This window comes from Thalassospira sp. UBA1131 (assembly GCF_002311515.1).
GTDB lineage: Bacteria > Pseudomonadota > Alphaproteobacteria > Rhodospirillales > Thalassospiraceae > Thalassospira.
This window is the reverse complement of record NZ_DCAO01000104.1, coordinates 1-23953: the sequence shown is the minus strand read 5'-3', so window position 1 is coordinate 23953 and position 23953 is coordinate 1. Positions and strand designations below refer to the sequence as shown.

At 55.2% G+C, this 23953-nt stretch carries 21 protein-coding genes and 1 pseudogene; 14 read left to right on the top strand and 8 right to left on the bottom strand.

Annotation, left to right across the window (positions count from 1 at the left end; all coding sequences use genetic code 11):
* Positions 1 to 396: pseudogene (locus B3Z49_RS16235) on the top strand (hypothetical protein); the annotation flags it as partial.
* A gap of 82 nt (positions 397 to 478) precedes the next feature.
* Here B3Z49_RS16235 and B3Z49_RS16230 read toward each other — a convergent pair.
* Entirely contained in the window at positions 479 to 985 is a 507-nt protein-coding gene (locus B3Z49_RS16230; protein ID WP_296992757.1) for a GNAT family N-acetyltransferase, read from the bottom strand.
* A 23-nt stretch (positions 986 to 1008) separates the two neighbouring features.
* Positions 1009 to 2142: a type III PLP-dependent enzyme gene (locus B3Z49_RS16225; RefSeq protein WP_008890144.1), complete on the bottom strand. Its 1134-nt coding sequence runs from the start codon at positions 2140 to 2142 to the stop codon at positions 1009 to 1011.
* A 591-nt stretch (positions 2143 to 2733) separates the two neighbouring features.
* Here B3Z49_RS16225 and B3Z49_RS16220 point away from each other — a divergent pair.
* Positions 2734 to 3972: an SLC13 family permease gene (locus B3Z49_RS16220; RefSeq protein WP_296992753.1), complete on the top strand. Its 1239-nt coding sequence runs from the start codon at positions 2734 to 2736 to the stop codon at positions 3970 to 3972.
* Between the two features lie 8 nt (positions 3973 to 3980).
* Positions 3981 to 4394, top strand: coding sequence for a DUF3830 family protein (locus B3Z49_RS16215; protein ID WP_296992751.1), 414 nt, complete (start codon positions 3981 to 3983; stop codon positions 4392 to 4394).
* A 2-nt stretch (positions 4395 to 4396) separates the two neighbouring features.
* Here B3Z49_RS16215 and B3Z49_RS16210 read toward each other — a convergent pair whose 3' ends face one another.
* Complete coding sequence (locus B3Z49_RS16210) at positions 4397 to 5314, bottom strand: LysR family transcriptional regulator (protein ID WP_296992749.1); 918 nt, start codon at positions 5312 to 5314, stop codon at positions 4397 to 4399.
* Positions 5315 to 5458: 144 nt separating this feature from the next.
* Here B3Z49_RS16210 and B3Z49_RS16205 point away from each other — a divergent pair, with 144 nt between their 5' ends.
* The 7 genes from B3Z49_RS16205 (at position 5459) to B3Z49_RS16175 (ending at position 12748) form a co-directional block, all read left to right on the top strand.
* Entirely contained in the window at positions 5459 to 6976 is a 1518-nt protein-coding gene (locus tag B3Z49_RS16205; protein ID WP_296992747.1) for an ABC transporter substrate-binding protein, read from the top strand.
* A 102-nt stretch (positions 6977 to 7078) separates the two neighbouring features.
* Positions 7079 to 8032 (top strand): ABC transporter permease, encoded by a 954-nt coding sequence (locus B3Z49_RS16200; protein ID WP_296992746.1) that lies wholly within the window; start codon positions 7079 to 7081, stop codon positions 8030 to 8032.
* On the top strand, positions 8029 to 8847 hold the full coding sequence (locus B3Z49_RS16195) for an ABC transporter permease (protein WP_296992745.1): 819 nt from the start codon (positions 8029 to 8031) through the stop codon (positions 8845 to 8847). Before B3Z49_RS16200 ends, B3Z49_RS16195 begins: the two co-directional genes overlap by 4 nt.
* Complete coding sequence (locus B3Z49_RS16190; protein WP_296992744.1) at positions 8847 to 9668, top strand: ATP-binding cassette domain-containing protein; 822 nt, start codon at positions 8847 to 8849, stop codon at positions 9666 to 9668. Before B3Z49_RS16195 ends, B3Z49_RS16190 begins: the two co-directional genes overlap by 1 nt.
* The gene (locus tag B3Z49_RS16185; protein ID WP_296992742.1) at positions 9661 to 10470 is read left to right on the top strand and encodes an ATP-binding cassette domain-containing protein; all 810 of its coding nucleotides are present in this window, start codon (positions 9661 to 9663) and stop codon (positions 10468 to 10470) included. Before B3Z49_RS16190 ends, B3Z49_RS16185 begins: the two co-directional genes overlap by 8 nt.
* 54 nt (positions 10471 to 10524) lie before the next feature.
* Positions 10525 to 11910, top strand: coding sequence for an amidase (locus B3Z49_RS16180; protein ID WP_296992740.1), 1386 nt, complete (start codon positions 10525 to 10527; stop codon positions 11908 to 11910).
* 244 nt (positions 11911 to 12154) lie between these two features.
* Positions 12155 to 12748, top strand: a complete 594-nt coding sequence (locus B3Z49_RS16175; protein ID WP_296992738.1) for a DedA family protein — start codon at positions 12155 to 12157, stop codon at positions 12746 to 12748.
* 66 nt (positions 12749 to 12814) lie between these two features.
* On the opposite strand, the gene B3Z49_RS16170 is transcribed toward B3Z49_RS16175, so the two are convergent.
* The 5 genes from B3Z49_RS16170 to B3Z49_RS16150 form a co-directional block, all read right to left on the bottom strand.
* Positions 12815 to 14461, bottom strand: a complete 1647-nt coding sequence (locus B3Z49_RS16170) for a U32 family peptidase C-terminal domain-containing protein (RefSeq protein WP_296992736.1) — start codon at positions 14459 to 14461, stop codon at positions 12815 to 12817.
* Positions 14462 to 14671: 210 nt separating this feature from the next.
* Positions 14672 to 16192, bottom strand: a complete 1521-nt coding sequence (locus B3Z49_RS16165) for an alanine/glycine:cation symporter family protein (protein WP_296992735.1) — start codon at positions 16190 to 16192, stop codon at positions 14672 to 14674.
* A 31-nt stretch (positions 16193 to 16223) separates the two neighbouring features.
* Positions 16224 to 16658, bottom strand: a complete 435-nt coding sequence (locus B3Z49_RS16160) for a universal stress protein (protein WP_296992733.1) — start codon at positions 16656 to 16658, stop codon at positions 16224 to 16226.
* Positions 16659 to 16982: 324 nt separating this feature from the next.
* Complete coding sequence (locus B3Z49_RS16155) at positions 16983 to 18230, bottom strand: allantoate amidohydrolase (protein WP_296992731.1); 1248 nt, start codon at positions 18228 to 18230, stop codon at positions 16983 to 16985.
* A gap of 19 nt (positions 18231 to 18249) precedes the next feature.
* Complete coding sequence (locus tag B3Z49_RS16150) at positions 18250 to 18915, bottom strand: DUF1028 domain-containing protein (protein WP_296992729.1); 666 nt, start codon at positions 18913 to 18915, stop codon at positions 18250 to 18252.
* 240 nt (positions 18916 to 19155) lie between these two features.
* Here B3Z49_RS16150 and B3Z49_RS16145 point away from each other — a divergent pair, with 240 nt between their 5' ends.
* The 4 genes from B3Z49_RS16145 to B3Z49_RS16130 form a co-directional block, all read left to right on the top strand.
* A complete protein-coding gene (locus B3Z49_RS16145) occupies positions 19156 to 20724 on the top strand; it encodes an ABC transporter substrate-binding protein (protein WP_296992727.1) in 1569 nt (522 codons plus the stop codon).
* Between the two features lie 90 nt (positions 20725 to 20814).
* On the top strand, positions 20815 to 21762 hold the full coding sequence (locus tag B3Z49_RS16140) for an ABC transporter permease (protein ID WP_062955687.1): 948 nt from the start codon (positions 20815 to 20817) through the stop codon (positions 21760 to 21762).
* Positions 21759 to 23696: a dipeptide/oligopeptide/nickel ABC transporter permease/ATP-binding protein gene (locus B3Z49_RS16135; RefSeq protein WP_296992723.1), complete on the top strand. Its 1938-nt coding sequence runs from the start codon at positions 21759 to 21761 to the stop codon at positions 23694 to 23696. The genes B3Z49_RS16140 and B3Z49_RS16135 overlap by 4 nt, the downstream gene beginning before the upstream one ends.
* Positions 23689 to 23953: ATP-binding cassette domain-containing protein (locus B3Z49_RS16130; RefSeq protein ID WP_296992721.1), on the top strand; the 265-nt coding region annotated here is incomplete at its 3' end. The genes B3Z49_RS16135 and B3Z49_RS16130, both read left to right, overlap by 8 nt.

Below are 23953 nucleotides of genomic sequence, written 5' to 3'. Positions count from 1 at the left end.
GATTTCCCGGTGGTCTCGGTTGCCGAGCTTAAAAGACAGGGCGATGGCATCTGGACGCGCTATTTCGATGACATGATGCCCGCCATCACCGCCTGCCTTGCCAAAAATCCCGGTGATCTGGTGTCGGTGCTGAAAGCCTGGCCGATGGATCATGGCATGGTCGGTGTCCGAACCATCAATGGCAATGGCGGGCGTTATGATTGTCTCGTCACTTCTGACGGCATGGGCACCGCCCATACCGAACAGGTCGAAACCACGACCAACATTCTGCCCGGCGAAGATATTGTGCGCTACACCCCGGCCAATAGCGCCTATCCCGGCGGCGAATGCTTTGCCCATGAACGCCTTGAACAGAACGGCGTGTTTATCGGCTGGTTGTCGGAAAAGACCTGCTGATCTGATCGGCAAAGGTCGGATAACAAAAATCCCGGCCGGGGAAACCCGGGCCGGGATTTTTTTGTCGTATCGCTTTGATGTCTTAGTGGAGCATGGCCCCGGTTGCGGTCAGCATACCGGTTGATCCGCTAAGTGCATCGCCGTTGCCAAGATGGACCGCCTGGAACCGGTGACGGTCAAAATGGCCGGGCATCAAAAGCCCGCTTGCGGGGGCCGCATGGAAGCCAAAGCGTGCGTAGTAGTCCGGATCCCCCACCAGAAGAACCGAACGGTGACCGGCAGCCTGTGCCGCATTAAGGGCGGCATAAACCAGACCGGCGCCCACGCCGGACCCGCTATAGATCTTGTCGACGGCAAGCGGACCGAGCAGCAATGCATCCCCTGCATCGCCAGCATTGACATTCCACAACCGGACAGTGCCGATCATTTGTTTGCCGTCGTGGGCGACAAACGCAAGACCGTCCGCCGGAAGCCGATTACGGCGCAGGATTTCAGACGATTTCTGAAACCGCGCCTGACCCATTACGCGATCAAGCAGCTTTTCGCGTTCAATGTGCGAATATGCGCCTTCGCGATCAATTGTGATCATTGGCCTATCTTTCCCGAATGGGGTCAGATGATATAGGCGGCAAGCGGCGAGAAGCCGTTGAACGCCACAGATGCATAAGTGGTGGTATAGGCACCGGTTGCCTCGATCAGAACCTCGTCACCGATGGTCAAAGAGACCGGCAGGTCATACGGGGTCTTTTCATACAGCACATCAGCCGAATCACAGGTCGGACCAGCCAGAACACACGGGGCAACTTCGCCGCCATCATGGATCGTAGTGATCGGATAGCGGATGGCTTCGTCCATAGTTTCGGCAAGGCCACCGAATTTACCGATATCAAGGTAAACCCAGCGCACCGGATCATCGGCATGCTTGCGCGAAATCAGAACAACCTCGGCTTTGATCACGCCGGCATCACCCACCATGCCACGGCCCGGTTCGATAATGGTTTCGGGCATGTGGTTGCCAAAGTGGTTGTGAAGCGCATCAACAATCGCCGCACCGTATGCTTCGGTTGCCGGAATGTCGCGCAGGTAACGGGTCGGGAAGCCCCCACCCATATTGACCATGCGAAGGTGAATGCCTTTTTCCGCCAGGGTACGGAAGATCGACGATGCTTCGGAAAGGGCGGTGTCCCAGGCGTCAAGGTTGCACTGCTGCGACCCGACATGGAACGACACGCCATAGGCATCCAGACCCATGTGATGGGCATGCTGAAGAACTTCGAGCGCCATGGAAGGCGCGCAACCGAATTTGCGCGACAGCGGCCATTCTGCGCCAACGCCGTCGGTCAGAATGCGGCAGAATACCTGCGCACCCGGTGCAACACGGGCAATTTTTTCGACTTCTTCGACGCAATCAACCGCATAAAGGCGCACACCAAGTTCAAAAGCGCGCGCAATGTCGCGTTCTTTTTTGATGGTGTTGCCAAACGAAATGCGGTCCGGGCTTGCACCAGCGGCCATCGCCATTTCGATTTCCGGGACGGATGCGGTGTCAAAGTTGCTGCCAAGGTCGGCAAGCAGGCTCAGAACTTCCGGTGCCGGGTTTGCTTTGACGGCATAGAAAATGCGCGAGCTCGGCAAAGCACGGGTAAAGGTCTCGTAGTTGCGCTGAACAACGTCGAGGTCAACAACAAGGCAAGGGCCTTCCGGGCGGTTCTGTGCGAGAAAATCAATAATACGCTGAGTTGCCATTGGGGCGTTCTCCCATTCCACGATATGGCAGCGTGCATGTACCTGATGCGTGTGCGCGGTGGAGGCGCAATGACGCGGACTACTTGCGTGCTGTTTAGCCCCGGGGCCAACCGGAACTGCGAAGTTAAGTCTGCCTCGCTATGGAATGGGGAGTTCCCGTTCCGCACGTGGGCAATGATGGTGTGCCTCTTTAGTGTCGGTGGATTTGGACGCCACCTGAGACCAAAAAAGCCCTACACCGTCGTTGCTTTAAGTAAGTCCTACGGGTTCCAGTAAGCAGGACCACCACAGGCACGTGCGACTTTGGGCAAGTCCGCATGTACGCCCGTTGCTTTTGCTGCGCAAGTGAAATTTTCACCCGTTTTGTCATGAAACAATCGCAGGATCGTCGAAGAACTGATGTCGCAACGCACAAAATGGCTCAAATGGCCGCCTTCGGGCTTTGCAAGAATTTCAGTTGGCGCATTTCGGTATGGGGCATTGCAATTTGCGCATAACCGGAACGTGAATATCAAGCCGATTGACCGTTTCCCGGCGGCGCTGTAGCCATTATTCGAAACCCGGCAGTCGTCGTGGTCATAGGGGCATTTTATGAATTGGCTGATCGCCGTTGTTTTTGTTCTGGTCTATATCGGCATGGCGCTGGGGCGTTGGCCGTGGCTTGCGATCAACCGCACCGGCATTGCCGTGTTCGGCGCGGTGATCTTGCTGATCAGTGGGGCGGTTGACCGCGATGGCGCACTGGCGTCGATTGATTTTGCCACCCTTGCGGTGTTGCTGACATTGATGGTGCTGTCGTCGCAATATGCGGCAAGCGGCTTTTTTGACTGGATCGGGCATCGGATCACCGCGCTTAAATGCGGTCCGGGCGGGTTGCTGGCCGGTGTGATCGTCATGTGCGGGGTGCTATCGGCCTTTTTGACCAATGATGTTGTGGTTTGGGCGGTGACGCCGGTTTTGATTACCGGGGTGATTGCGCGCAGGCTTGATCCCAAACCCTATGTGATTGCGGTGGCGTGTGCTGCCAATGCCGGATCGGCAGCCACCCTGATTGGCAATCCGCAAAATCTGATGATTGCCGAGTTTGGCAATCTTGATTTTATCGGCTTTGTTCTGGCCTGTGCTGTGCCCGCACTCTTGGCACTTGGCGTGGTCTATGTTGTGATTTTGCGAAGCCCGATGATGCGTGAGCAAACACATTCTGCCGGGACGGGCGCAAACGCAAATGCGCGATCAGTTGATCAACCGGTTCGCCCGCTTGATAAAACAATCCTGACCAAGGCGGTTTTGGCGACCATCGCCGTGATCGCGATTTTTGTCTTTGTCGAAGACCGTGCGCTTTGGTCGCTTCTGGTGGTGGGGGCCTTGCTGCTTAGTCGACGTCTGTCGACCGATCAGGTTCTGGGGCGGGTTGACTGGCATTTGCTGGCCCTGTTTTGCGGGTTGTTTATCGTCACCGGCGCAATGGCGCAAAATGACGTGATTGCCAGCCTGTTTCGCGATGTCCTGATCACGTTGCAAATCCATCATCCGGGTGTTCTGGCCGGGGTGTCGCTGGCCGGGTCAAATACGATTGGCAATGTGCCGCTGGTGATGATGTTGCTCTCGCTCGGTCCGGAATGGAGCACGGAAATGTTCCATGCGCTGGCGATTTTTTCGACATTGTCGGGCAACTTCCTGATTGTTGGCTCGGTTGCCAATATCATTGCCGTTGAACAGGCCGCAAAGGCCGGAACGGTGATTTCATTTATCGATTATGCGCGCCTTGGCGTGCCCGTTACATTGATCAGTCTGGCACTGTCGCTGGGTTGGGTCATCCTGATTTCATAGGAAACATCATGTCCAATATCAAAATTACCGCCGGTCCCTTCACCTTTGATGCGGTGCTCGAAATCGAAAAGGCGCCGCATACCTGCAAGGCGTTCCTTGATCGCATGCCGTTTGAAAGCAAGGCGGTCCATGTCCGCTGGAGTGGCGAGGGTGTCTGGATGCCGCTCGGCGATTATCAGTTCGGTGTTGATTATGAAAACCACACCAGCTTCCCGGCCCCGGGACAGATCATCCTCTATCCCGGCGGGATCAGCGAAACCGAAATCCTGCTCGCCTATGGCGGGGTACATTTCGCCTCCAAGGTCGGCCAGCTTGCCGGCAACCATTTCATCACGGTCACCAGCAATCTCGAAGACCTAGAAAAGCTTGGCAAGATGACGCTTTGGGAAGGTGCGCAGTCGATCAAGTTCGAACTGGTTTGAAATCAGTTATTCCGTCCGTAAAATTCGGCCTGGAGGAACCGTTCAAGAAAATCTGACATCCGTTTTGCGGCAAAACTGCGTTGTCCAGCAACACTCCGGTTCATTTCGATATGGGTTTCAATCCGCGACGCTGCCGCAAGAGGACGCATTACAAGGCTGCCTGCATCAATCTCGCGCTGGACGGTCATTTCTGGCAGGATCAGAACCGCGGTTTCACGGCGTGCCAGTTCTTTTTGAAGTTCAAGCGATGATGTTGTGAAGGTGGTTTCGTTGCGCGTAATGTCGGCCGCACGCAGACGCGCATCAAATGCGCGCCGTACGCCAAAAGTTTGGTCAGGCAGCGCCAAAGGATGTTCAACAAGTGCTTGAAGCGTGATTTCATCAAGCTTTGCCAGCGGATGGTTGGGCGACATGATGGCTTCGTGACGAATGGGAGCACGAAACCGGGTCTCTGTTCGGCTTTCCGGCGTGGCAAACATCGTAACGGACAGGTCGGTCAGACCATTTACCACGGCATCCAGTGCCGCCTGTGCCGAGGTCACGGTCACTTCAATGGTAATGGCAGGATACCGTTCGGAAAACTCTGCCAATGCCGGTGCCAGAATCGCGCTTGATGCTGCGCCATTGACATGAAGTGACACAGATCCGCGCTGCAAGCCGCGTAAATCATCAATGATCTGTTCAACTTCCGAGAGTTCGCGTGCAATCGACAACGATCGTTCTGCAAGCACCTCGCCCGCAGCGGTCAAGCGGATGCCACGCGGATTGCGTTCCACAAGAGCCGCGCCAAACAGGTGCTCCAGTTTGTCGAGTTGACGTGCGATGGCGGTTGGGGACACGTTCAGTGCGTCTGCTGCCTGGCGAATGGATCGGCATCGCATCAATTCGTTAAATACCGTAAGGGATTGTATTTCTACCATGAAATGGGACCATGTTGGCAAGTGCTACGGAAAGCGTAGCACCCTGACCTCAGAATATCGACTTCAAATTCACCGAGAAATCGTCTCTGTTGTTGAGATACAAAAGTCTTAAAAACAAGACTGCGCCACATCAGGGAGACTATTATGCCGTATCGTTTGAAATCGCATCGCCTCAAGCCGTTTAAAAACTTTGCCTGTGTCGTTTCGGCGGCTGCATTGATTGCACTTGCACCGGCAGTATCGCTTGCTGCGGGCAGCGTTACTTTCGGTCAGCCGGTTGAGCCTGCCGGTCTTGACCCGACTGTGGGGTCGGCTGTTGCCTCTGGCGAGGTGACCTGGCAGAACATTTTTGAGGGACTGGTTGCTGTTGATCGTGACGGCAATATCGTCCCGCAACTTGCCACCGACTGGACCATTTCCGATGATGGTTTGAGTTATACCTTCAATCTTCGCCCGGATGTGACTTTCCATAACGGTGTGGCATTTGACAGCTCGGTCGCAAAGTTCACCATCGAACGTATCATTTCCGATGACAGTACCAATGGGCAAAAGGCCTACTACACGGTTATCGAAAGTGTGGATACGCCAGACAGCGGAACTGTTGTTCTGCATCTTTCCAGGCCGTCATCCAACCTGCTTTACTGGCTTGGTTTTCCGACGGCTGTAATGGTCGAACCGTCATCGGTTGAAACCAACAAAAGCGCACCGGTGGGCACCGGGCCATTCAAATTTGATGAATGGCGCAAAGGCGACCGGGTTTTGATGTCTGCCTATGACGGATACTGGGGCGAGAAGCCGGCGCTTGACGCTGTTACCGCACGTTTCATTTCCGATCCGCAGGCGCAGGCCGCGGCCATCATGTCGCATGACGTTGATGTGTTTGGTAAATTCGAAGCCCCCGAATTGTTCGCTAATTTCAAGTCCGATGACAGCCTGACAACCCATGTGGGTGTCGGTGAAATGGAAGTCATCGCAGGCATGAACAACCAGCGCCCGCCGTTTGATGACATTCGCGTGCGTCAGGCGCTTATGATGGCGGTGGATCGGCCAACACTTATCCAGGGTGTTGAAAGCGGATTTGGAACCCCCATCGGCAGTCACTTTTCCCCTGCAAGCCCGTACTATGTTGATCTGACAGACGAATATAGCATGAACCTGGAAAAGGCCGCGGAGTTGCTGGCAGAAGCCGGGTATCCCGACGGATTCGAATTCACCATGAAAGTTCCAACCCGGAGCTACGCCACCCGATCGGCAGAAATCCTTCAGGCTCTTTTCTTGCAGATTGGCGTGATGGCGAAAATCGAAAGCTCCGATTTCCCGGCCACCTGGATTCAAGACGTTTTCAAAGATACCAATTATGACATGACGATTATTGGTCATGCCGAGGCGCTGGATATCGGGATCTATGCCCGCCACCCGTACTATTTCAATTACAACAATCCAGAGTTCGACGCCGTCATGCACGAGATTGATGCTGCCGTTACCCCCGAAGCACGCGCGGAGGGTTTCAAAAAGGCGCAGAAAATCATCGCCCATGATATGCCGGCGCTGTTCTTGTATTCCGCACCAAAGCTTAGTGTTTGGGATGCGAAATTGACCGGCGTCTGGGAAAACGGGCCTGTGCCGTCCAACGACATGACCGACGTTCGCTGGACGCAGTAAACGTTCCCCCGCGCCACAAATACCGACCGGCATAGATATCCGATTAATGGATTATATGCCGGTCAGGTGTGGATGTTCTTCATCTGAAATCAGTGAAAACCCATGACCCCAGCACTGAAACACATGCGCCGGGCGGCAGGATATCTTGCGATCCTTCTTGTCACGTCGTTTTTGATATTTGTCCTGATCGAAGCAGCCCCCGGTGACCCGGCAGAGATCATGTTGGGCACATCGGCCCAACTCGATACCGTGGCGGCGTTGCGGGCGGAACTCGGCCTCGATCGGCCCATGCTGGTGCGCTATGCCAGTTGGATCGGTGGGGTGTTTACCGGGGATCTGGGAGCGTCCTACACATATGGCACACCAGTCGGCGAGCTGATTGCTGATCGGTTGGCGGTTACGGTGCCGCTGACCTTGTTTGCGACTTTTCTTGCGATTTGTATTTCCTTGCCGCTTGGTGTTTGGGCTGGGGCCCGACCGGGTGCGGTAACGGACGGTCTGGCAACCATTTTCGCGCAGTTTGGCATTGCGGTCCCGAATTTCTGGATCGGGTTGCTTTTGATTCTGTTCCTATCACTTGGTCTTGGCTGGTTCCCGGCAGGCGGTTTCCCGGGTTGGGGTGAAGGCCTTGGCAAGGCTGTATCGGCCTTGATACTGCCTGCAATCGCGTTGGCGATACCGCAGGCAGCGGTTTTGACCCGCGTGACACGTGCGGCTGTCATCGAAGTCGCCCATGAAGATTTCGTACGGACCGCGCGTGCCAAGGGACTTGGCCGGAACCGTGCCCTTTGGCTGCATACCGTTCCTAATGCGTTGTTGCCGGTGGTCACGATGCTTGGCCTTCAGATTCCGTTTCTGATTTCCGGTGCGGTTCTGGTCGAGAATGTCTTTACCCTTCCCGGTATCGGCACGCTTGCCTATCAGGCACTTTCGCAACGCGATTTGATTGTGGTTCAAAACGTGGTTCTGATGTTCGCGATTATCGTGATTGTCGTGAATCTGATTGTTGACGGTCTCTACGCGATCCTCGATCCCAGACTACGGACGCACAAATGAAACGGATTCCCCTTAATCTTTGGCTGGGTGGCCTGATTTCGTTTCTGCTTGTCGGATCGGCCATTCTAAGCCGGTTCTGGACGCCAGAAGATCCCATTAAAATGAACATTTTAAACCGTCTTAAGGGCCCTGGTGACGCCGGGCTTCTGGGGGCGGATCAAATCGGGCGTGATGTTTTTTCGATGATCATGGCGGGTGGCTGGACGTCGCTTGGTATTGCGGTAACGGCGACGATTGTCGGCGGTTCTATCGGCACGCTGATCGGGGTTACAGCGGCGGCAAAAAGCGGCGCCTTTGAAAAGGTGTCAGGCTGGGTCAACAGTGTTTTGTTCGCCTTTCCACCGATCCTTTCTGCCATTCTTCTGGGGGCATTGCTTGGCCCCGGGGGACTTACATCCATCATTGCGATTGGCGTCTTCATGATCCCGGTCTTTACCCGCATATCGCGCGGCGCTGCGATGCAGATCTGGTCGCGCGATTATATCAAGGCGGCAAAAATGTCGGGTAAGGGCCAGGCGCTGATTACGGTCGAGCACATCTTGCCCAACATTTCCGCACAGCTTTTGGTGCAATTCGCAATCCAGACCGGTCTTGGCATTCTGGCCGAGGCTGGGCTCAGTTTCCTTGGTATGGGGATCGCGCCACCCACACCAAGCTGGGGTCGGATGCTTGCCGATGCGCAGACATATATTGGCACGGCACCGCATCTGGTGCTTGCGCCTGGTATTGCCATTGCCCTTGCTGTTCTTGGTCTGAACCTGCTGGGTGATGGGCTGCGAGATCTAAGCGATCCAAGGAGGAAACAGGCATCATAATGCTTTCAATCAAAGACCTCCGGGTATCCTTCCAGCAGAGCACCGGCGCTTTGACCGAGGTAGTGCACGGCATCAGTCTTGATCTGGATCGCGGCGAAACGCTTGGCATCGTCGGGGAAAGCGGATCGGGAAAATCTGTGTTGTCTCTTGCAACGATGGGTTTGCTACCAAGAACAGCACAGGCGAGTGGGCAAATCCTGTTTGAAGGACAAGACCTTTTGAAGGCGCCTGAAAAACAGATGTGCGGTCTGCGCGGGCGTAAAATCGGCATGATTTTTCAGGAACCGATGTCCGCCCTTAATCCGGCAATGACCGTGGGGGCACAAATCGCCGAGGGGCTGCGCCTGCATAACGGATTGTCCAAGTCTGATGCCCGGGCCGAAACTTTGCGTTTACTCGAAATGGTGCAGATTCCCAATGCCGCCCAGCGCATCGACAGTTATCCGCATGAAATGTCAGGTGGGCAACGTCAACGGGTGGGGATTGCGATCGCCATTGCCTTGAAGCCCGACCTTTTGATTGCCGATGAGCCGACCACAGCTCTTGATGTGACGGTGCAGGCAGAAATCCTTGATATCCTTGATGATTTGGTTGCGGAGCTTGGCATTTCCCTCATTCTGATTTCGCATGATCTTGGCGTTATTGCCCGCATTGCCGACCGAACACTTGTGATGTATCGCGGCGATGAAATGGAACATGGCGATACAGAACAAGTTCTGCGTCATCCCCGTCATGACTACACCCGAAAGCTGCTTGCCGCCATGCCGCGTCGTGCGCTCAAGAGCCTTGATCAAACCGGCGGGGAGAAACCGCATGCCTAAGCTTCTGGAAATAAAAAACCTGACGCGTGTGTTTGATCTGGGGGCGGGTGAGATCGCCGCACTTGATGATGTATCTCTGTCACTTGATGCCGCGAAAATCATGGGTGTTGTTGGCGAAAGCGGCTCGGGTAAATCGACTCTTGCGCGCATCGTGATGGCACTTGATACCCCTTCGTCGGGGACCGTTCACATCAATGGCAAAAATCTTTTTGAGCTGTCTGCACGGGATTTGCGTTCTGCGCGGTGCGATTTTCAGATGATCTTTCAGGACCCTTATGGGTCGCTCAACCCGCGTCACACGGTTGGACGGCTGATCGCCGAACCGCTTTATCTTGAAGAAAATGCACCGACCGGCGCGCAAAAGCGCGACCGTATTGCGACCTTGCTTGAAGATGTCGGGCTTAAGGCCGACGACATGGATCGGTTTCCTCATGAATTTTCTGGCGGTCAACGTCAGCGGATTGCGATTGCGCGTGCCTTGATCACCAAGCCCAAACTGGTGGTCGCGGACGAGGCGACATCTGCCCTTGATCTAACGGTACAGAAACAGATTTTGGATCTGATTTTGGACCTGCGCGATGAACACGGCATCTCTGTCTTGTTCATTACCCACAATATCGGTGTGGTCGAGGAAATCTGCGACGACGTCGCCGTGTTGGAGCATGGCAAGCTGGTTGAAACCGGCCCGACAGATGCGGTTTTGAACGCCCCGAGCAAAGCCTATACCCGTCGTTTGATGAATGCCGAACCGACACTGGAGCACATCGGTCGTAAAGCATGGCGTGCAGCACGCGCGCAATAAGCGGACAGGATACGTCCTTCGTCCTTACTGAATTCCTGTCAAAAGGTGCCACCTATGTCTGAACTTCTTGATCTTTCTGCACGCAATGTCCTCAAAGGGTTTAAGGACAAAACGATATCGCCCGTTGAGTATATGGCGGCGCTGTCCGCGCGCATTGATGCGCGCGAACCCAAAGTCTGTGCGCTATATGCTTATGACCCGGATGCAGCGATGGCAAAAGCACGCGCGTCTGAAGATCGCTGGATGAAAGGTAAACCAAAGGGGTTGCTTGACGGAATGCCGGTGACGGTCAAGGAATTGATCGCCACCAAGGGCGATCCGGTGCCGATGGGAACCGCCGCGATTGATCTTGTCCCAGCAGCCCAGGACGCGCCGACGGCGGCCCGACTGGTTGAAGACGGTGCGATCATCTTTGCAAAAACCACCTGCCCGGATTACGGGATGTTGAGCTCTGGTCTGTCGACCTTCCATCACCTCAGCCGAAACCCCTGGGATCTGAGCCAGAACCCAGGTGGATCAAGTGCCGGAGCTTCTGCCGCTGGTGCGGCCGGATATGGACCGTTGCACGTTGGTACGGATATTGGCGGATCCGTTCGGCTGCCTGCTGGCTGGACCGGCTTGTTCGGATTTAAGCCATCCTTGGGTCGTATTCCGATTGATCCATACTATACTGGGCGCTGTGCCGGCCCGATGACGCCGCGGGTCGATGATTCAGCACTTTTGATGGCCTCGATCACACGGCCCGATGCGCGCGATGCCACATCCTTGCCCTATCAGGACATTGACTGGGATGCACCGGGAATTGACGTTCGTGGCCTGAAAATCGGACTGATGCTTGATGCGGGATGCGGCATTGATGCTGAGCCGGATGTCCGGCAGGCCGTGATTGACGCTGCCAGGGAATTCGAAGCCCATGGTGCCGAGGTTATTGAAATTCCGCCAGTATTGACCCGGGAGATGCTTGATGGGCTTGATATCGCTTGGCGGGCACGGTTCTGGGGCATGATGCAGAAACTTTCGCCCGCCAGCCGGTCAAAAATCCTGCCCTATATTCATGAATGGGCCGAGGCGGGCGCGTCGGTTGCGCCCACCGATGTGGCGGCCGGGGTTGATCAAACCTTTGCCATGCGTGCAGCCTGTGCCAAGGCGTTTGAGGATGTTGATTTCATTTTGTCGCCGGTCAATCCGAATGTCAGTTATCCGGCGGAATGGGCATCGCCGACCAATGACCCGGCAAAGCCGTTCGAACATATTTGCTTTACCGTTCCCTGGAACATGGGAGAGCAACCGGCATGCTCGATCAATTGTGGTTTTTCAGAAAGCGGGATGCCAATTGGTTTGCAAATCGTTGCGCCACGCTTCGAAGACTTGCAGGTCTTCCAGCTTGCGCGAACCTATGAAGTTTGGCGTGGACCGATCACCAACTGGCCGGACCTCTAAAGGGGAGAGCCTGGTTGGGGAGTGATTTGGATTTAATTTTTTGCCGGTGTGTGACGGGTGAATGCGTTTTGCTCCTAGTCCACCCGACCTTGAAAAGCTTGGCAAGATGACGCTGTGGGAAGGGGCCCAGTCGATCAGGTTTGAGTTGGCGTAATCACCGCAACTGTGATCGGGCACACTTTCAAGTGTGTCCGGATTGGCCTAGAAGGCGAACCACCATCCAATAAGTGCAGGCGGACGTGCCGTGTTTGAGACGATTAATCTGTGGATTCAGGATCATCAGGATCTGGTCTATATCCTGATCTTCACCTATTGCGTCAGCAAATCCAGCATCCTGCCGGTTTTTGCCGGCATGCTGGTGGCGGCCGAAAGCCTGATGATCGTGCCGGCGGTTACGTCGATGATTGCCGGTGGGCTTGTGGGCGATGTGCTGCGCTTTGGCCTTGCGCGTAAATACGGCGATGCGATTGTCCGCAAGCTGCCCAAATCCTTGTCAGACTGGATGGGCAAGACCCTGCGATTGTTTGAGCATTACGGTGTCGCCTATATCCTGCTGTGCCGCTATCCGCATGGGGTGCGATCGTTTGGGGTGTTCCCGGTCGGCATGAGTTCGATGTCGTTCATTTGCTTCCTGCCGCTTAGCATCGCGTCAGTCCTGCTTTGGGTCGGGCTTTACTATGGGCTGGGTCATAGCCTGGGGGCCGGGATGTCCGAACTGGTTGAACAAAACCTTGCGATGCTCAGCCCGATCTTGCTGATTGTGTTTCTTGTGCTGGGCTGGTTTGCGCTCCGCCGGATTGATCGGCTGGAGCAACAGGCCGAACGCGCCATCAAGTAATCCAACGAAAAACGGCAGCATCGAAATCGAATGCTGCCGTTTTTGTCTTTGCGATGGATGGGCTGCTTACTCCGCAGCAATCGTCTTGCCGTCTTTTTCCAGCATCTCGCCCTGTTTGCGTTTGGCAAGAATTTCGCGTGCCTTGGCGTAGCTTTCATCGTGCCAGAAGATCAGGCAGCCATTGCACCCCCGGCCACAGCAGCCCTTGGTGCCAACACGCGGGGTGCGGAAGGAGCGTTCCTTCTGGCGATCATCAAGGGCGGTCTGAAGCGCTTCGCGTTTCGCGTCATAGCGGTCTTCGTTGCCCTTGCCCATCTCGATCTTGTGGCCTTCCTGATCAAGTTTCAGGCGCTGCCATTCGTCTTCCGACAGGGCCTTTTCCTTGCGCACGATGGTCATCGGCAGGATTTCCTGACGCAGGAATTCCGGGTCTTCCTGTTCAAACAGGCTGAAAGGCAAACGGATGCGCGGATGCGTGTTGGCGTGGACCGCTTCACCGACCTTGCCGGTTTTGGCATCGATGAATTCATACATGCGGATGAAAATTGTCTGGCGAGTACGCGGCGGCACGATTTCGATCACGTCACCAGGCAGCATGCGGTTTTTGACCGACATGATAAAGGCGTCGTCTTCGACTTCCTCGATCATTCCGGCAAATTCCCAATCCGACACATTGGTGTTGCTGTCATAACCGTGTGCGTAGTTGGTCAGGCGACCGTCATGGAAGGCCAGCGTATAACCGCGGTTCGGGATCGTCGCCAGTTCCTTCATATATTCTTCGGCCGACCAGTTTTCCGGATCCTTGTACCAGTCATCAATCGCCATGCGGTATGCGCGGGCAACAAGGCCGGCGTAATACGGGCTTTTGCCACGGCCTTCGACCTTGAGGCTGTCGACACCGATTTTCAGGTAATCTTCAAGCTTCGGCATGATGCACAGATCGCGCGAGTTCAGGATGTAGGATCCGCGCTCGTCTTCCTGAATTTCCATCAGCTCGCCCGGACGCATGTCTTCTTCGAGGAAGAAGTCAAACATCTCGAGGTTTTCTTCGGTCAGTTTGAGTTCCTTGACCGTGCCGTCCTTAAGCTTCATGTGGACTTTGTATTTCCAGCGGCACGAGTTGGCACACGCCCCCTGGTTGGCGCCGCGTTCGGCCATGAAGTTCGACAGCAGGCAACGACCGGAATAGGTCATGCACATCGAGCCATGTACAAAGGCCTCGATCTTGATGTCCTGGCACTTTTCGCGGATTTCGGTCAGTTCCTCGTAGGAAACTTCACGGCCCAGAACGACCAGCTTGGCCCCGATGCTCTGCCAGAATTTCACGGACTGCCAGGAACATACGTTTGCCTGTGTCGAGACATGCAAATCAAGTTCCGGCGCGTGTTCGCGGACAAACATGAAGACACCCGGATCAGCAACGATCAGGCCATCCGGGCGGACCTTGCGCACGGTATCGACATATTCCGGAAGCTTGTCGATGTCCTTGTTATGCGAAAACAGGTTCAGCGTGAGGTAAACGCGCACACCATGGCTGTGGGCGAAATCAATGCCCTCGACCACGTCATCAAGCGACATCTGGCTTTTAACGCGCAGCGACAGGTCCGGCGTGCCCATGTAAACGGCGTCTGCGCCATAGAGCACAGCAACTTTCAGCTTTTCGAGCGAGCCTGCGGGCATCAGCAATTCGGAACGGCGCGATTGATTGCTCATCACTTGCGGGTCTTTTCTTTTGGTCGTCTGCGGGAAATCTCTCTGGCGCGGCTTCTATCACAGCCTGCTGCCGGTGCCGATTAAAATCGCATATTTCGCAAGCCTTGCATAGCTATGGCCGTGATGAGCTGCCATGCCGGACTTGCAGGGCGCCAACCAAAACACCCCCGCCAGAGGGCAGGGGTGTTTGGAATCGTTTCAAAGTTTGGCTTATTTGACCTTTTTGATCTCGCCGCTTTCGATCTTGGCCCAGTATTGTTTGACCTCACCGCGCACCACCGGCATCAGGAAATAAAGGCCGATGATGTTGGGGATCGCCATGGCAAAGATCATGGAGTCCGAGAAATCAATCACGGGGCCGAGGCTCATGGACGCACCGACGATCACGCACAGGCAGAAGAACAGTTTGAAAATGATCTCCTTGCCCTTGCCTTCGCCGACCAGATAGGTCCAGCTTTTAAGACCGTAATAGGACCATGACAGCATGGTCGAAAAGGCAAACAGCACAACCGCCAGTGCCAGGATCAGCGGGAACCACGTAAAGGCCGATGCAAATGCCGCGGAGGTCAGCTCAACCCCGGTCAGGCCGGAATTAAGTTCGCCACTGATGGTAATCACAAGGGCGGTCATGGTGCAGATCACCACCGTATCAATGAACGGTTCGAGAAGGGCGACATAGCCCTCTGTCACCGGTTCCTTGGTGCGGACGGCTGCGTGGGCGATGGCGGCTGAGCCAATGCCGGCTTCGTTCGAGAAGGCTGCACGTTTGAAGCCCTGAATCAGCGCACCGATCACACCGCCGGCAACACCGGCACCGGTAAAGGCACCGACAAAGATCTGGGCAAAGGCATCACCAACCATGGTGATGTTCGATAGAATAATGATCATGCCGGCGGTGACGTAAATCACCGCCATAAGCGGGACGATCTTTTCGGTCACCTTGGCGATGGATTTGATGCCGCCAATGATCACGACGCCAACAATGATTGCCATGACAAGGCCAAACAGCCAGCCCGATCCGGCCAGGAAGCTGTTTTCACCGCCGGTGACATTGACCACCTGCTGGAAGGCCTGATTGGCCTGAAACATATTGCCGCCGCCAACAGCGCCACCAATACAACAGATCGAAAAGACGACAGCCAAGACCTTGCCCAATACCGGTTTGCCTTTTTCAGCCATGCCCTTGGACAGGTAATACATCGGTCCGCCCGAAACGCGGCCGTCGTCATATTCGTTACGGTATTTAACGCCCAGCGTACATTCGGTGAATTTCGATGCCATGCCCAAAAGCCCGGCAAGGATCATCCAGAATGTTGCCCCCGGTCCGCCAATGGAAACGGCAACGGCCACACCGGCAATATTGCCAAGCCCGACCGTGCCCGAAAGGGCGGTGGCAAGGGCCTGAAAGTGCGAAACTTCACCGGCATCTTCGGGGTGGGAATAGTCGCCCTTGACCAGCGCAATGGCATGGCCAAATCGACGGAACTGAACAAAGCCGAAATAAAGCGTGAAAATGGTGGCGGCAACAACAAGCCAGCCGACAATAAGGGGAAATTCCGTGCCGGCAATGGGCACGGAATAAAACATGGTGCCGGCAATCACGTTAGAAATCGGTGCGATCGCCTGATTGATTCTTTCATCAAGGCCGACTTCCTGCGCGAGTGCGATTTGCGGCAGGGTGGCCGACATCATTGCAACGGCGCTGGCCGCTGCTGTCTTTTTCCAGAACATGATGGTTCTCCGGTTTAACTTCGTGATTGCCTTACGGAACGACAGTGACCGGAACAGGCGACGCCTGAACCAGGGTAAGCGGCAAACTGCCCAGCAGCCGTGCGCTCAATGTCGATCCACCCTTCCTGCCGACAATGATCTGACAGGCGCCTTTGTCTTCGGCGATCTTGCAGATCAACTCGCCGGAATGGCCGTAGCGGACTTCCGAAGTTACCGGTATTTTAAGTTTGTTAAGCGCATCCAACGCGGGCTTGAGGGTCTCCTCCGCCCGCGACAGTTCTTCTGTTCGCCGTTGATGGCGTTCTTCAAGTTCCTGTGTCGACAGGAAGCTGTAGGGGGACCATTCAAGAACGTAAACCAGATGAATTGCGCAGCCTTCGGCTGTTGCGCGTTTGCCCGCGAATTCCACGGCACGCCGTGCGGCATCTGTTCCGTCATAGCCCACAAGAATTGGCTGATCGGTCATGTGCTTCTCCTGATCAGAGACTGAAATGTCGGATAAGACTCTCCCACTTCCTCTCGCAATACAGGTGTCGGCCTGTACCATGTCGCATTTGACGCCAGCACACGACGGTTCCCCCGAATTTCATTTCCAGCGCCAAATGAAACGACATGGGGGAATGATACATAAAACTGAAACGAATTCGCCAAAAAGTTGAGGTATAAAAATAAGATGTTCTGTTTTGGCGTGCTATTTGACGGCCAAACAAAATAAAACGCGCCGAACTTTTCAGCGCGCGTGGGAATGTTTTGCAAGAACGCTTAAAAAAAGTGCGTACGACCGGCCAGGTCAGGCCGTTTGTGTGCCAGAAATTCCTTTGATGGGACCGACCATTTGCAGGAAGTCGATCAACACACGGGTGGCAACATCGATATCCTCTGGCGTGACGGCTTCCTCGGGATGGTGGCTTAGCCCGTCGCGACACCGCACAAACAACATGCCAATGTCACACAGATCATGCATGGCAAGCCCGTCATGGCCTGCGCCGCTAAACAGCCGAAAGGGTTCTATGCCCTGTTCACCAATTGCCTGACCCAGCCCATCCATGATCCAGTTGGCGCACGGCACGCCTTCTGCCTCATAGGTCAGGTCGGCCGATATTTCCACACGGCGATTGGTCGCGATATTGGGCAGTGCCGACAGGATCTGCCCGCGACCATTGACCCGAACAATCCGCTCAGGTGCGCGCAGTTCGATGGTCAGATCGACATGATCGGGAATGACATTGACCGCGTTCGGGCTGACTTCGATCTTGCCGACGACACCGACCATGCCATCGGTCATCGAACAGATGCCTTCCACCTGATGGATGATATCGGCGGCTGCCACCAAGGCATCGTGTCGGTCATTCATCGGGGTTGTTCCCGCATGGCTGGCCTTGCCCTGAATACGAATGCGGTGGCGTTCAATGCCGGTCAGTGCGGTAACAACGCCAACGGGCAGATCACGCTTTTCAAGAACCGGACCCTGTTCGATATGGGTTTCGATAAAGCCCAGTACATTGGCCTTGTCACGTTTGAGGCCTGCGATATCTTCGGGCGTACAACCAAATGCGCGCAAGGCATCTGCAACAGATATGCCTTTATCATCGGTGGCCTCCAGCGATTTCGGGTCATGTTTGCCCGCCAGCGCCCGAGAACCGACGAGTGTTGATTGAAAGCGCGTACCTTCTTCATCGCCAAAGGCGACAATTTCGATGCCGAATGGCAAGTCGATCCCTGATTTATTGAGTTGTTCGATCACCGCAATTGGCAGGGCAACGCCCAGCATTCCGTCATATTTCCCGCCTGAAACAACAGTGTCCTGATGGGATCCCATGATCAGGGTAGGCGCACCATCCAGTGCCTTTTGATCACGCCCGACGATATTGCCTGCGGCGTCAATTTCACTGACAAGGCCCGCCTTGGTCATCCAGTCGCGGATCAGCGGCGTGACGGCGCGGTGTTCGTCACTCAAGAACAGACGGGTAACACCCGGACCGGGTTGGCTGTGGATGGCGGCCTCTTCAAGGCGGTCAAAGATCAGTTGGCCAAGCATGGCGATTTTTGCCCTGGTTCTAGTATTGGTGAGGTTTGTCAGGTGTCGGCAGACGATCAAAGAAGTAACGGTATTCCGGATCCTGTGTTTTGCCATACAGGCGCATCAGTTCGTGCACGGGATCAGAATGATCATCAACACGCAGATCAAGGGGCAGGCGGTTTGGCGTCATGACCTTGATCACTGCCGATGTTGTGCCACGCACATCACCCCCGGCCTTGAAACCTGCGACGAGCGCTTCGAGAATGCATTTCTCAAATGGCTCGTGTGCCTTGCGCATCATGGTGAACTTTTCACGCATGGCATCGGGCACATTGCTGTGGGCCAGCATATTTCCGGCAATCGCCAAATCGTGCTCGGTGATTTCGGCGGTTTCTGATCGGTTTTTATCCCCCGTCCAGACAGCCGTTTCACCAGTTTGGTCAAGGACGATCAATTGTCGCCAATTGCGACCATCGTCATCGCCGGTCAGTTTTTCACGGACCGACTCCGCAGATTTTCCTTGTTCAAGCAGTGCCAGACCATTGATGCCGTACCAAAAATTGGTCGAGAAACCCTGTGTGGCGATGGCACCAATACCCGGTGCAATATGCGGGACAAACCCGCCAACGGCCAGATTTCCCGTCGCGCTGGCGATGCCCAGTGCATTGGTTTTCGGGTCTCTGGCGACGATTGTGAAGGTCATGTTTCCCGCCTGTCAGACAGCTTGTTGAATGTGCTGTCTTAAATTTATCATGATAAATAATTGCCGAAATCAAATTTATCATTATAAATATGTTTTGCAACCGTGACATCCGAAAGCATCGACAACGGGTTCGGAATTCAGGAAACGTCCAATCAAAAAGAACACCTCACATACGGTGCGTTGTCGGTCGGTTCGGTATGAGCCGGGGGTAACAGGAAGGTTTCAACATGGGAGGCTTGAATGAAAAGCCTGTTTAAAGGGGTGCTTGCAGCAGCAACCCTTGCGGTTTCCGCAATCGGTTTCGGCCCGGCCGAAGCCCAGACGCCACCGGGTGTCCTGGTGGTCGGTCAGATTGCAGAGCCCAAATCACTTGATCCGGCGGCAGTGACCGCCGTGAATGATTTCCGCATTCTGATGAATGTTTATGATGGTCTGGTCCGCTATAAGGACGGCACGCTCGAAGTTGAGCCCGCCCTTGCAGAAAGCTGGACGATCTCTGATGACGGCACGGTTTACACTTTCAATCTGCGGGATGGTGTGACCTTCCATGACGGCACACCATTCAATGCCGAGGCAGTCAAATACAATTTTGACCGCATGCTTGATGAAAATCATCCTGAACATGACACCGGTCCTTTCCCGCTTGCCTTCTTCTTTAGCGCGGTGGAAGAGGTCGAAGTCGTCGATGACCTGACCGTCAAGTTCCAGCTGAATGCACCTTATGCGCCGTTCCTGTCCAACCTTGCCTATCCGACCGGCCTGATTGTTTCGCCGACGGCTGTTGCGGAAAACGGGGCAGACTTTGGCCGCAGCCCGGTGGGCACCGGTCCTTTCAAATTTGCCGAATGGGAAAGCAACGCCAAGGTGGTTGTCGTACGCAATGACGATTACTGGGAAGATCCGGCCAAGCTTGAAGCAGTTGTGTTCCGTCCGATTACGGATGCTAACACCCGTGTGGCTGAATTGATGGCTGGCGGTATTGACCTGATGGTCGAAGTCCCGCCAGACAGCCTGACCCAGCTTGCGGGCGACGATAACTTCAGCGTCTATGAACAGGCAGGCCCACACTTGTGGTTCCTGATCCTCAATCTGAAAGAAGGCCCGTTCCAGGACAAGAAAGTCCGTCAGGCGATCAACTATGCCATTGATAAAAAGGCATTGGTGGAAAACGTCCTGCAGGGGACAGCTGAAATTGCATCGGGTCCGACCCCGCCTGCCTTTGCATGGGCGTATAACGAACAGCTCCAGCCTTATCCGCATGATGTGGAAAAGGCCAAACAACTGATCAAGGAAGCCGGTGCCGAAGGGGCAGAAGTTACCTTCTATGTCACCGAAGGTGGCTCGGGCATGCTTGATCCGGTCCCGATGGGGGCAGCCATTCAGGCCGATCTGGCACAGGTTGGCTTGACGGTTGCAATCGAGACCTACGAATGGAACACCTTCCTTGGCAAGGTGAACCCGGGTCTTGAAGGCAAGGCGGACATGGCAGAAATGGCATGGATGACCAATGATCCTGACACCCTGCCATATCTGGCACTGCGCACCGATGCGTGGCCGGACAAGGGGGGCTTCAATTCCGGTTACTATTCCAACCCGGAAGTGGACAAGCTTCTTGAAGCAGCCCGCTCTTCGACCGATCAGGCCGAACGTGCCAAGCTGTATCGCGAGATGCAGGAAATCGTCTATGACGATGCGCCATGGGCCTTTATCGCAAACTGGAAACAGAATGCGGTTTCAAGCACGATGGTGGATGGTTTCAAATTGCAGCCGTCCTTCTTCCTGCTGCTTGATGATGTCGTAAAGAACTGATCTGATACATCAATGCCGGGGCATGGCCTGCCAGCCCCGGCATTTTTGCTTTAAATCCCATTTCCCGCACATAGCCAGACGAGCCTTGCCATGCACGTCTATATTTTACGTCGATTGATCCTGATGGTGCCGGTTTTACTGGGCCTGACCGTGATCGTTTTTCTGATTATGTCGATGATCCCCGGCGATCCGGCATTGGCGATCCTTGGATCCTATGCCACGCCGGATAATGTCGAGAAGTTGCGTGCCGATCTTGGTTTGGACAAAACCATGGTCGAACAATACTGGATCTGGCTGACCAATATGCTTCAGGGCGATTTCGGGCGATCCTATAGCCTGAACCGACCAGTTCTGGATGAAATCCTTGAACGGTTTGGCGCGACCCTGATCCTTGCGGGTACGTCGCTTGTCCTCTGTACGATTTTTGGCCTTTTGACCGGGGTAATTTCCGCCGTGCGTCAATATGGCTGGGCGGACAAGGCGCTGACCTTTGCGGTACTGATTGGCATTTCCGTGCCCAGTTTCTGGCTGGGTCTTTTATTGATGATGTTCTTTGCCGTTGAATTGCGGTGGCTTCCGGTCAGCGGCATGTATGCGATTTATGGTGGCGGTGATTTGCCCGATCTGATCCGCCATTTGATTTTGCCGTCGGTCACGCTTGCCGTGGTGGCGACCGGGATTATTGCACGGTTGACCCGATCGAACATGCTTGAAGTCCTGCGTCAGGATTTCATTCGCACAGCGCGCGCCAAGGGACTTGATGAAAACCGTGTGATTTATCGCCACGCCTTCAAGGCGGCATTGGTCAACGTCATTCCGGTGATCGGGGTGCAGGCGGGCTTTGTTCTGGGCGGGGCGGTTTATATTGAAACCGTGTTCCAGTGGCCCGGCATTGGTCGCATGCTCGTCAATGCGATTTCAACCCGTGACATCCTGCTGGTGCAGGGGGGCGTGGTTCTGGTCGCGGGCAGTTATGTTCTTTTCAATCTGTTTGCCGATGTGTTGCAGCATCTGCTTGATCCGAGGGTGAAGGCATGACCAGCAACACAGCAACAGCACCGGATATCAAAGCCAAAAAGCGTTCTGCGCGCCCCTCGGCGTTTAAGCTTTTGGCCCGCAATCAGCTGGCCCTGATGGGGGCAGCAATCCTTGCGCTTGTCATCGCGCTTGTCTTGATCACGCCGATCCTTCCGCTGCCCGATCCGGATGTGACAGACCCGGCGCAACGTTTGTTGCCGCCGTTCTCGGAGGGGCATTTTCTGGGCACTGATCATCTGGGACGTGATCTTTTGTCGCGTTTGCTTTGGGGCACACGGGTCAGTCTTGCGGTCGGGATTTCGGCGTCCCTGGTGGCGGCCCTGTTCGGATCGACCATCGGGATTGTGTCGGGCTATTTTGGCGGGCGGACAGACAACATCATGATGCGCGGCATCGATATGTTGATGGCCTTTCCCTATATCCTTCTGGCACTGGCGATTGTCGCGGCCCTTGGGCCGGGACTGATGAATGCGCTTTATGCAATTGCGGTGGTCAACATCCCGTTCTTTGCGCGTAACATTCGCGGTGTGACGGTGGGTATTGCGCATCGTGAATTCGTTGATGCCGCCAAGCTGTCTGGCAAGGGGCATATCCGTATCCTGGTGACGGAAATCCTGCCAAATGTCATGCCGGTGATCGTGATAACGATTTCGACCACAGTTGGCTGGATGATCCTTGAGACGGCGGGCTTGAGCTTTTTGGGGCTTGGTGCGCAGCCGCCACAGGCCGACCTTGGCTCCATGCTGGGCGAGGGGCGCAAACTGATCACGACCGCACAGCACCTTTCGGCCATTCCCGGTGCGATGATCTTTATTCTGGTGATGAGCATCAACTTGCTGGGTGATGGCATCCGCGATGTGCTTGATCCGCGTTTGAAATCGGGCGCGCTTGCACGTCCAGCACCATTGACCAAGATTGATCGCAGCGACGAGGGCACAGGTCATCCGGTTGCCGATGACACCGTTCTGGCCGTTGATGAACTTCGCACCGAATTCGTTTTGGGGGATGACATCTACAAGGCCGTGGGGGGTGTCAGCTTCTCGGTCGGCAAGAATGAATGCGTTGGTCTGGTGGGCGAGTCCGGGTCGGGCAAATCGGTAACCGCACTTTCGCTTCTGGGGCTTGTGGCATCCCCACCCGGCACGATCGCCGGGGGACGTGTGATGTTTGATGGCAAGGATGTGTTTGACATGTCCGAACGTCAGGTCCGCGACATTCGTGGTGGCAAGGCGGCCTATGTATTCCAGGATCCGCTTTCGACGTTGCATCCGCTGTTTTCCATTGGCGATCAGCTGGTCGAGGCGATCCGGGCCCATAACGCCATGAGCTACAAGGATGCCTGGGCGAAGGCGGTCAAGCTGCTGGGCATGGTGCGTATTCCCAACCCTGAACGCCGGGCGGAAAACTATCCCCATCAACTGTCAGGCGGTATGCGCCAGCGTGTCGGCATTGCCATGGCCCTTGCCAATGAGCCGCAACTTATCATCGCCGATGAACCGACGACGGCCCTTGATGTCACCGTGCAGGCGCAGATTTTGAAATTGATGAACAATCTGCGCACCGATCACGGGACTTCGGTCCTGTTCATCACCCATGATTTTGGCGTGGTGTCGGAAATTTGTGACCGGGTGGCGGTGATGTATGCCGGACGCATTGTTGAAATGGGCACGACCGAACAGGTTCTTGGCCATCCGGCGCATCCCTATACCAAGCGTCTGATTGACTGCGTGCCGCGTCTGGGTGAGCCGGACCGTCGCACTGCGGCCATTCCGGGATTGCCACCGGCCGTTAACAACCTGCCAGCCGGGTGTGCCTTTGCTGATCGCTGCGAACGGGCAGAGGATAAATGCCGGGTTGGTGAGATCAGCTTTGATGATTTGGGCAACGGCCATGGTGTGCGCTGTATCAAACCGATGGAGGCGGCAAATGTCTGAGACGTCTGACGTCGTTTTGCAAACCAGCGACCTTGTGCGCACCTTTGGTGGCGGCCGCACGATTTTGGGCGGGCGGAAACCCATGGTCTATGCCGTGCGCGGCATTGATGTGGCGGTGCGCAAGGGTGAAACACTGGGCATTGTCGGGGAATCAGGTTGTGGCAAGTCGACACTGGCCCGCATGCTGGTCGGGCTGGATCGCCCGACAGAAGGCAATATTACCCTGACCGGATCGGATATGAATGATCTGATCGCCC

What these genes read in the sequence shown, in the direction of transcription:
- B3Z49_RS16160 (WP_296992733.1), bottom strand. Translation starts at nt 16,658, where the DNA reads ATGACCGATCAGCCAATTCTTGTGGGCTATGACGGAACAGATGCCGCA.
- B3Z49_RS16145 (WP_296992727.1), top strand. Translation starts at nt 19,156, where the DNA reads ATGAAAAGCCTGTTTAAAGGGGTGCTTGCAGCAGCAACCCTTGCGGTT.
- B3Z49_RS16230 (WP_296992757.1), bottom strand. Translation starts at nt 985, where the DNA reads ATGATCACAATTGATCGCGAAGGCGCATATTCGCACATTGAACGCGAA.
- B3Z49_RS16170 (WP_296992736.1), bottom strand. Translation starts at nt 14,461, where the DNA reads ATGAGCAATCAATCGCGCCGTTCCGAATTGCTGATGCCCGCAGGCTCG.
- B3Z49_RS16210 (WP_296992749.1), bottom strand. Translation starts at nt 5,314, where the DNA reads ATGGTAGAAATACAATCCCTTACGGTATTTAACGAATTGATGCGATGC.
- B3Z49_RS16220 (WP_296992753.1), top strand. Translation starts at nt 2,734, where the DNA reads ATGAATTGGCTGATCGCCGTTGTTTTTGTTCTGGTCTATATCGGCATG.
- B3Z49_RS16150 (WP_296992729.1), bottom strand. Translation starts at nt 18,915, where the DNA reads ATGACCTTCACAATCGTCGCCAGAGACCCGAAAACCAATGCACTGGGC.
- B3Z49_RS16205 (WP_296992747.1), top strand. Translation starts at nt 5,459, where the DNA reads ATGCCGTATCGTTTGAAATCGCATCGCCTCAAGCCGTTTAAAAACTTT.
- B3Z49_RS16190 (WP_296992744.1), top strand. Translation starts at nt 8,847, where the DNA reads ATGCTTTCAATCAAAGACCTCCGGGTATCCTTCCAGCAGAGCACCGGC.
- B3Z49_RS16135 (WP_296992723.1), top strand. Translation starts at nt 21,759, where the DNA reads ATGACCAGCAACACAGCAACAGCACCGGATATCAAAGCCAAAAAGCGT.
- B3Z49_RS16155 (WP_296992731.1), bottom strand. Translation starts at nt 18,230, where the DNA reads ATGCTTGGCCAACTGATCTTTGACCGCCTTGAAGAGGCCGCCATCCAC.
- B3Z49_RS16195 (WP_296992745.1), top strand. Translation starts at nt 8,029, where the DNA reads ATGAAACGGATTCCCCTTAATCTTTGGCTGGGTGGCCTGATTTCGTTT.
- B3Z49_RS16225 (WP_008890144.1), bottom strand. Translation starts at nt 2,142, where the DNA reads ATGGCAACTCAGCGTATTATTGATTTTCTCGCACAGAACCGCCCGGAA.
- B3Z49_RS16165 (WP_296992735.1), bottom strand. Translation starts at nt 16,192, where the DNA reads ATGTTCTGGAAAAAGACAGCAGCGGCCAGCGCCGTTGCAATGATGTCG.
- B3Z49_RS16185 (WP_296992742.1), top strand. Translation starts at nt 9,661, where the DNA reads ATGCCTAAGCTTCTGGAAATAAAAAACCTGACGCGTGTGTTTGATCTG.
- B3Z49_RS16200 (WP_296992746.1), top strand. Translation starts at nt 7,079, where the DNA reads ATGACCCCAGCACTGAAACACATGCGCCGGGCGGCAGGATATCTTGCG.
- B3Z49_RS16180 (WP_296992740.1), top strand. Translation starts at nt 10,525, where the DNA reads ATGTCTGAACTTCTTGATCTTTCTGCACGCAATGTCCTCAAAGGGTTT.
- B3Z49_RS16215 (WP_296992751.1), top strand. Translation starts at nt 3,981, where the DNA reads ATGTCCAATATCAAAATTACCGCCGGTCCCTTCACCTTTGATGCGGTG.
- B3Z49_RS16140 (WP_062955687.1), top strand. Translation starts at nt 20,815, where the DNA reads ATGCACGTCTATATTTTACGTCGATTGATCCTGATGGTGCCGGTTTTA.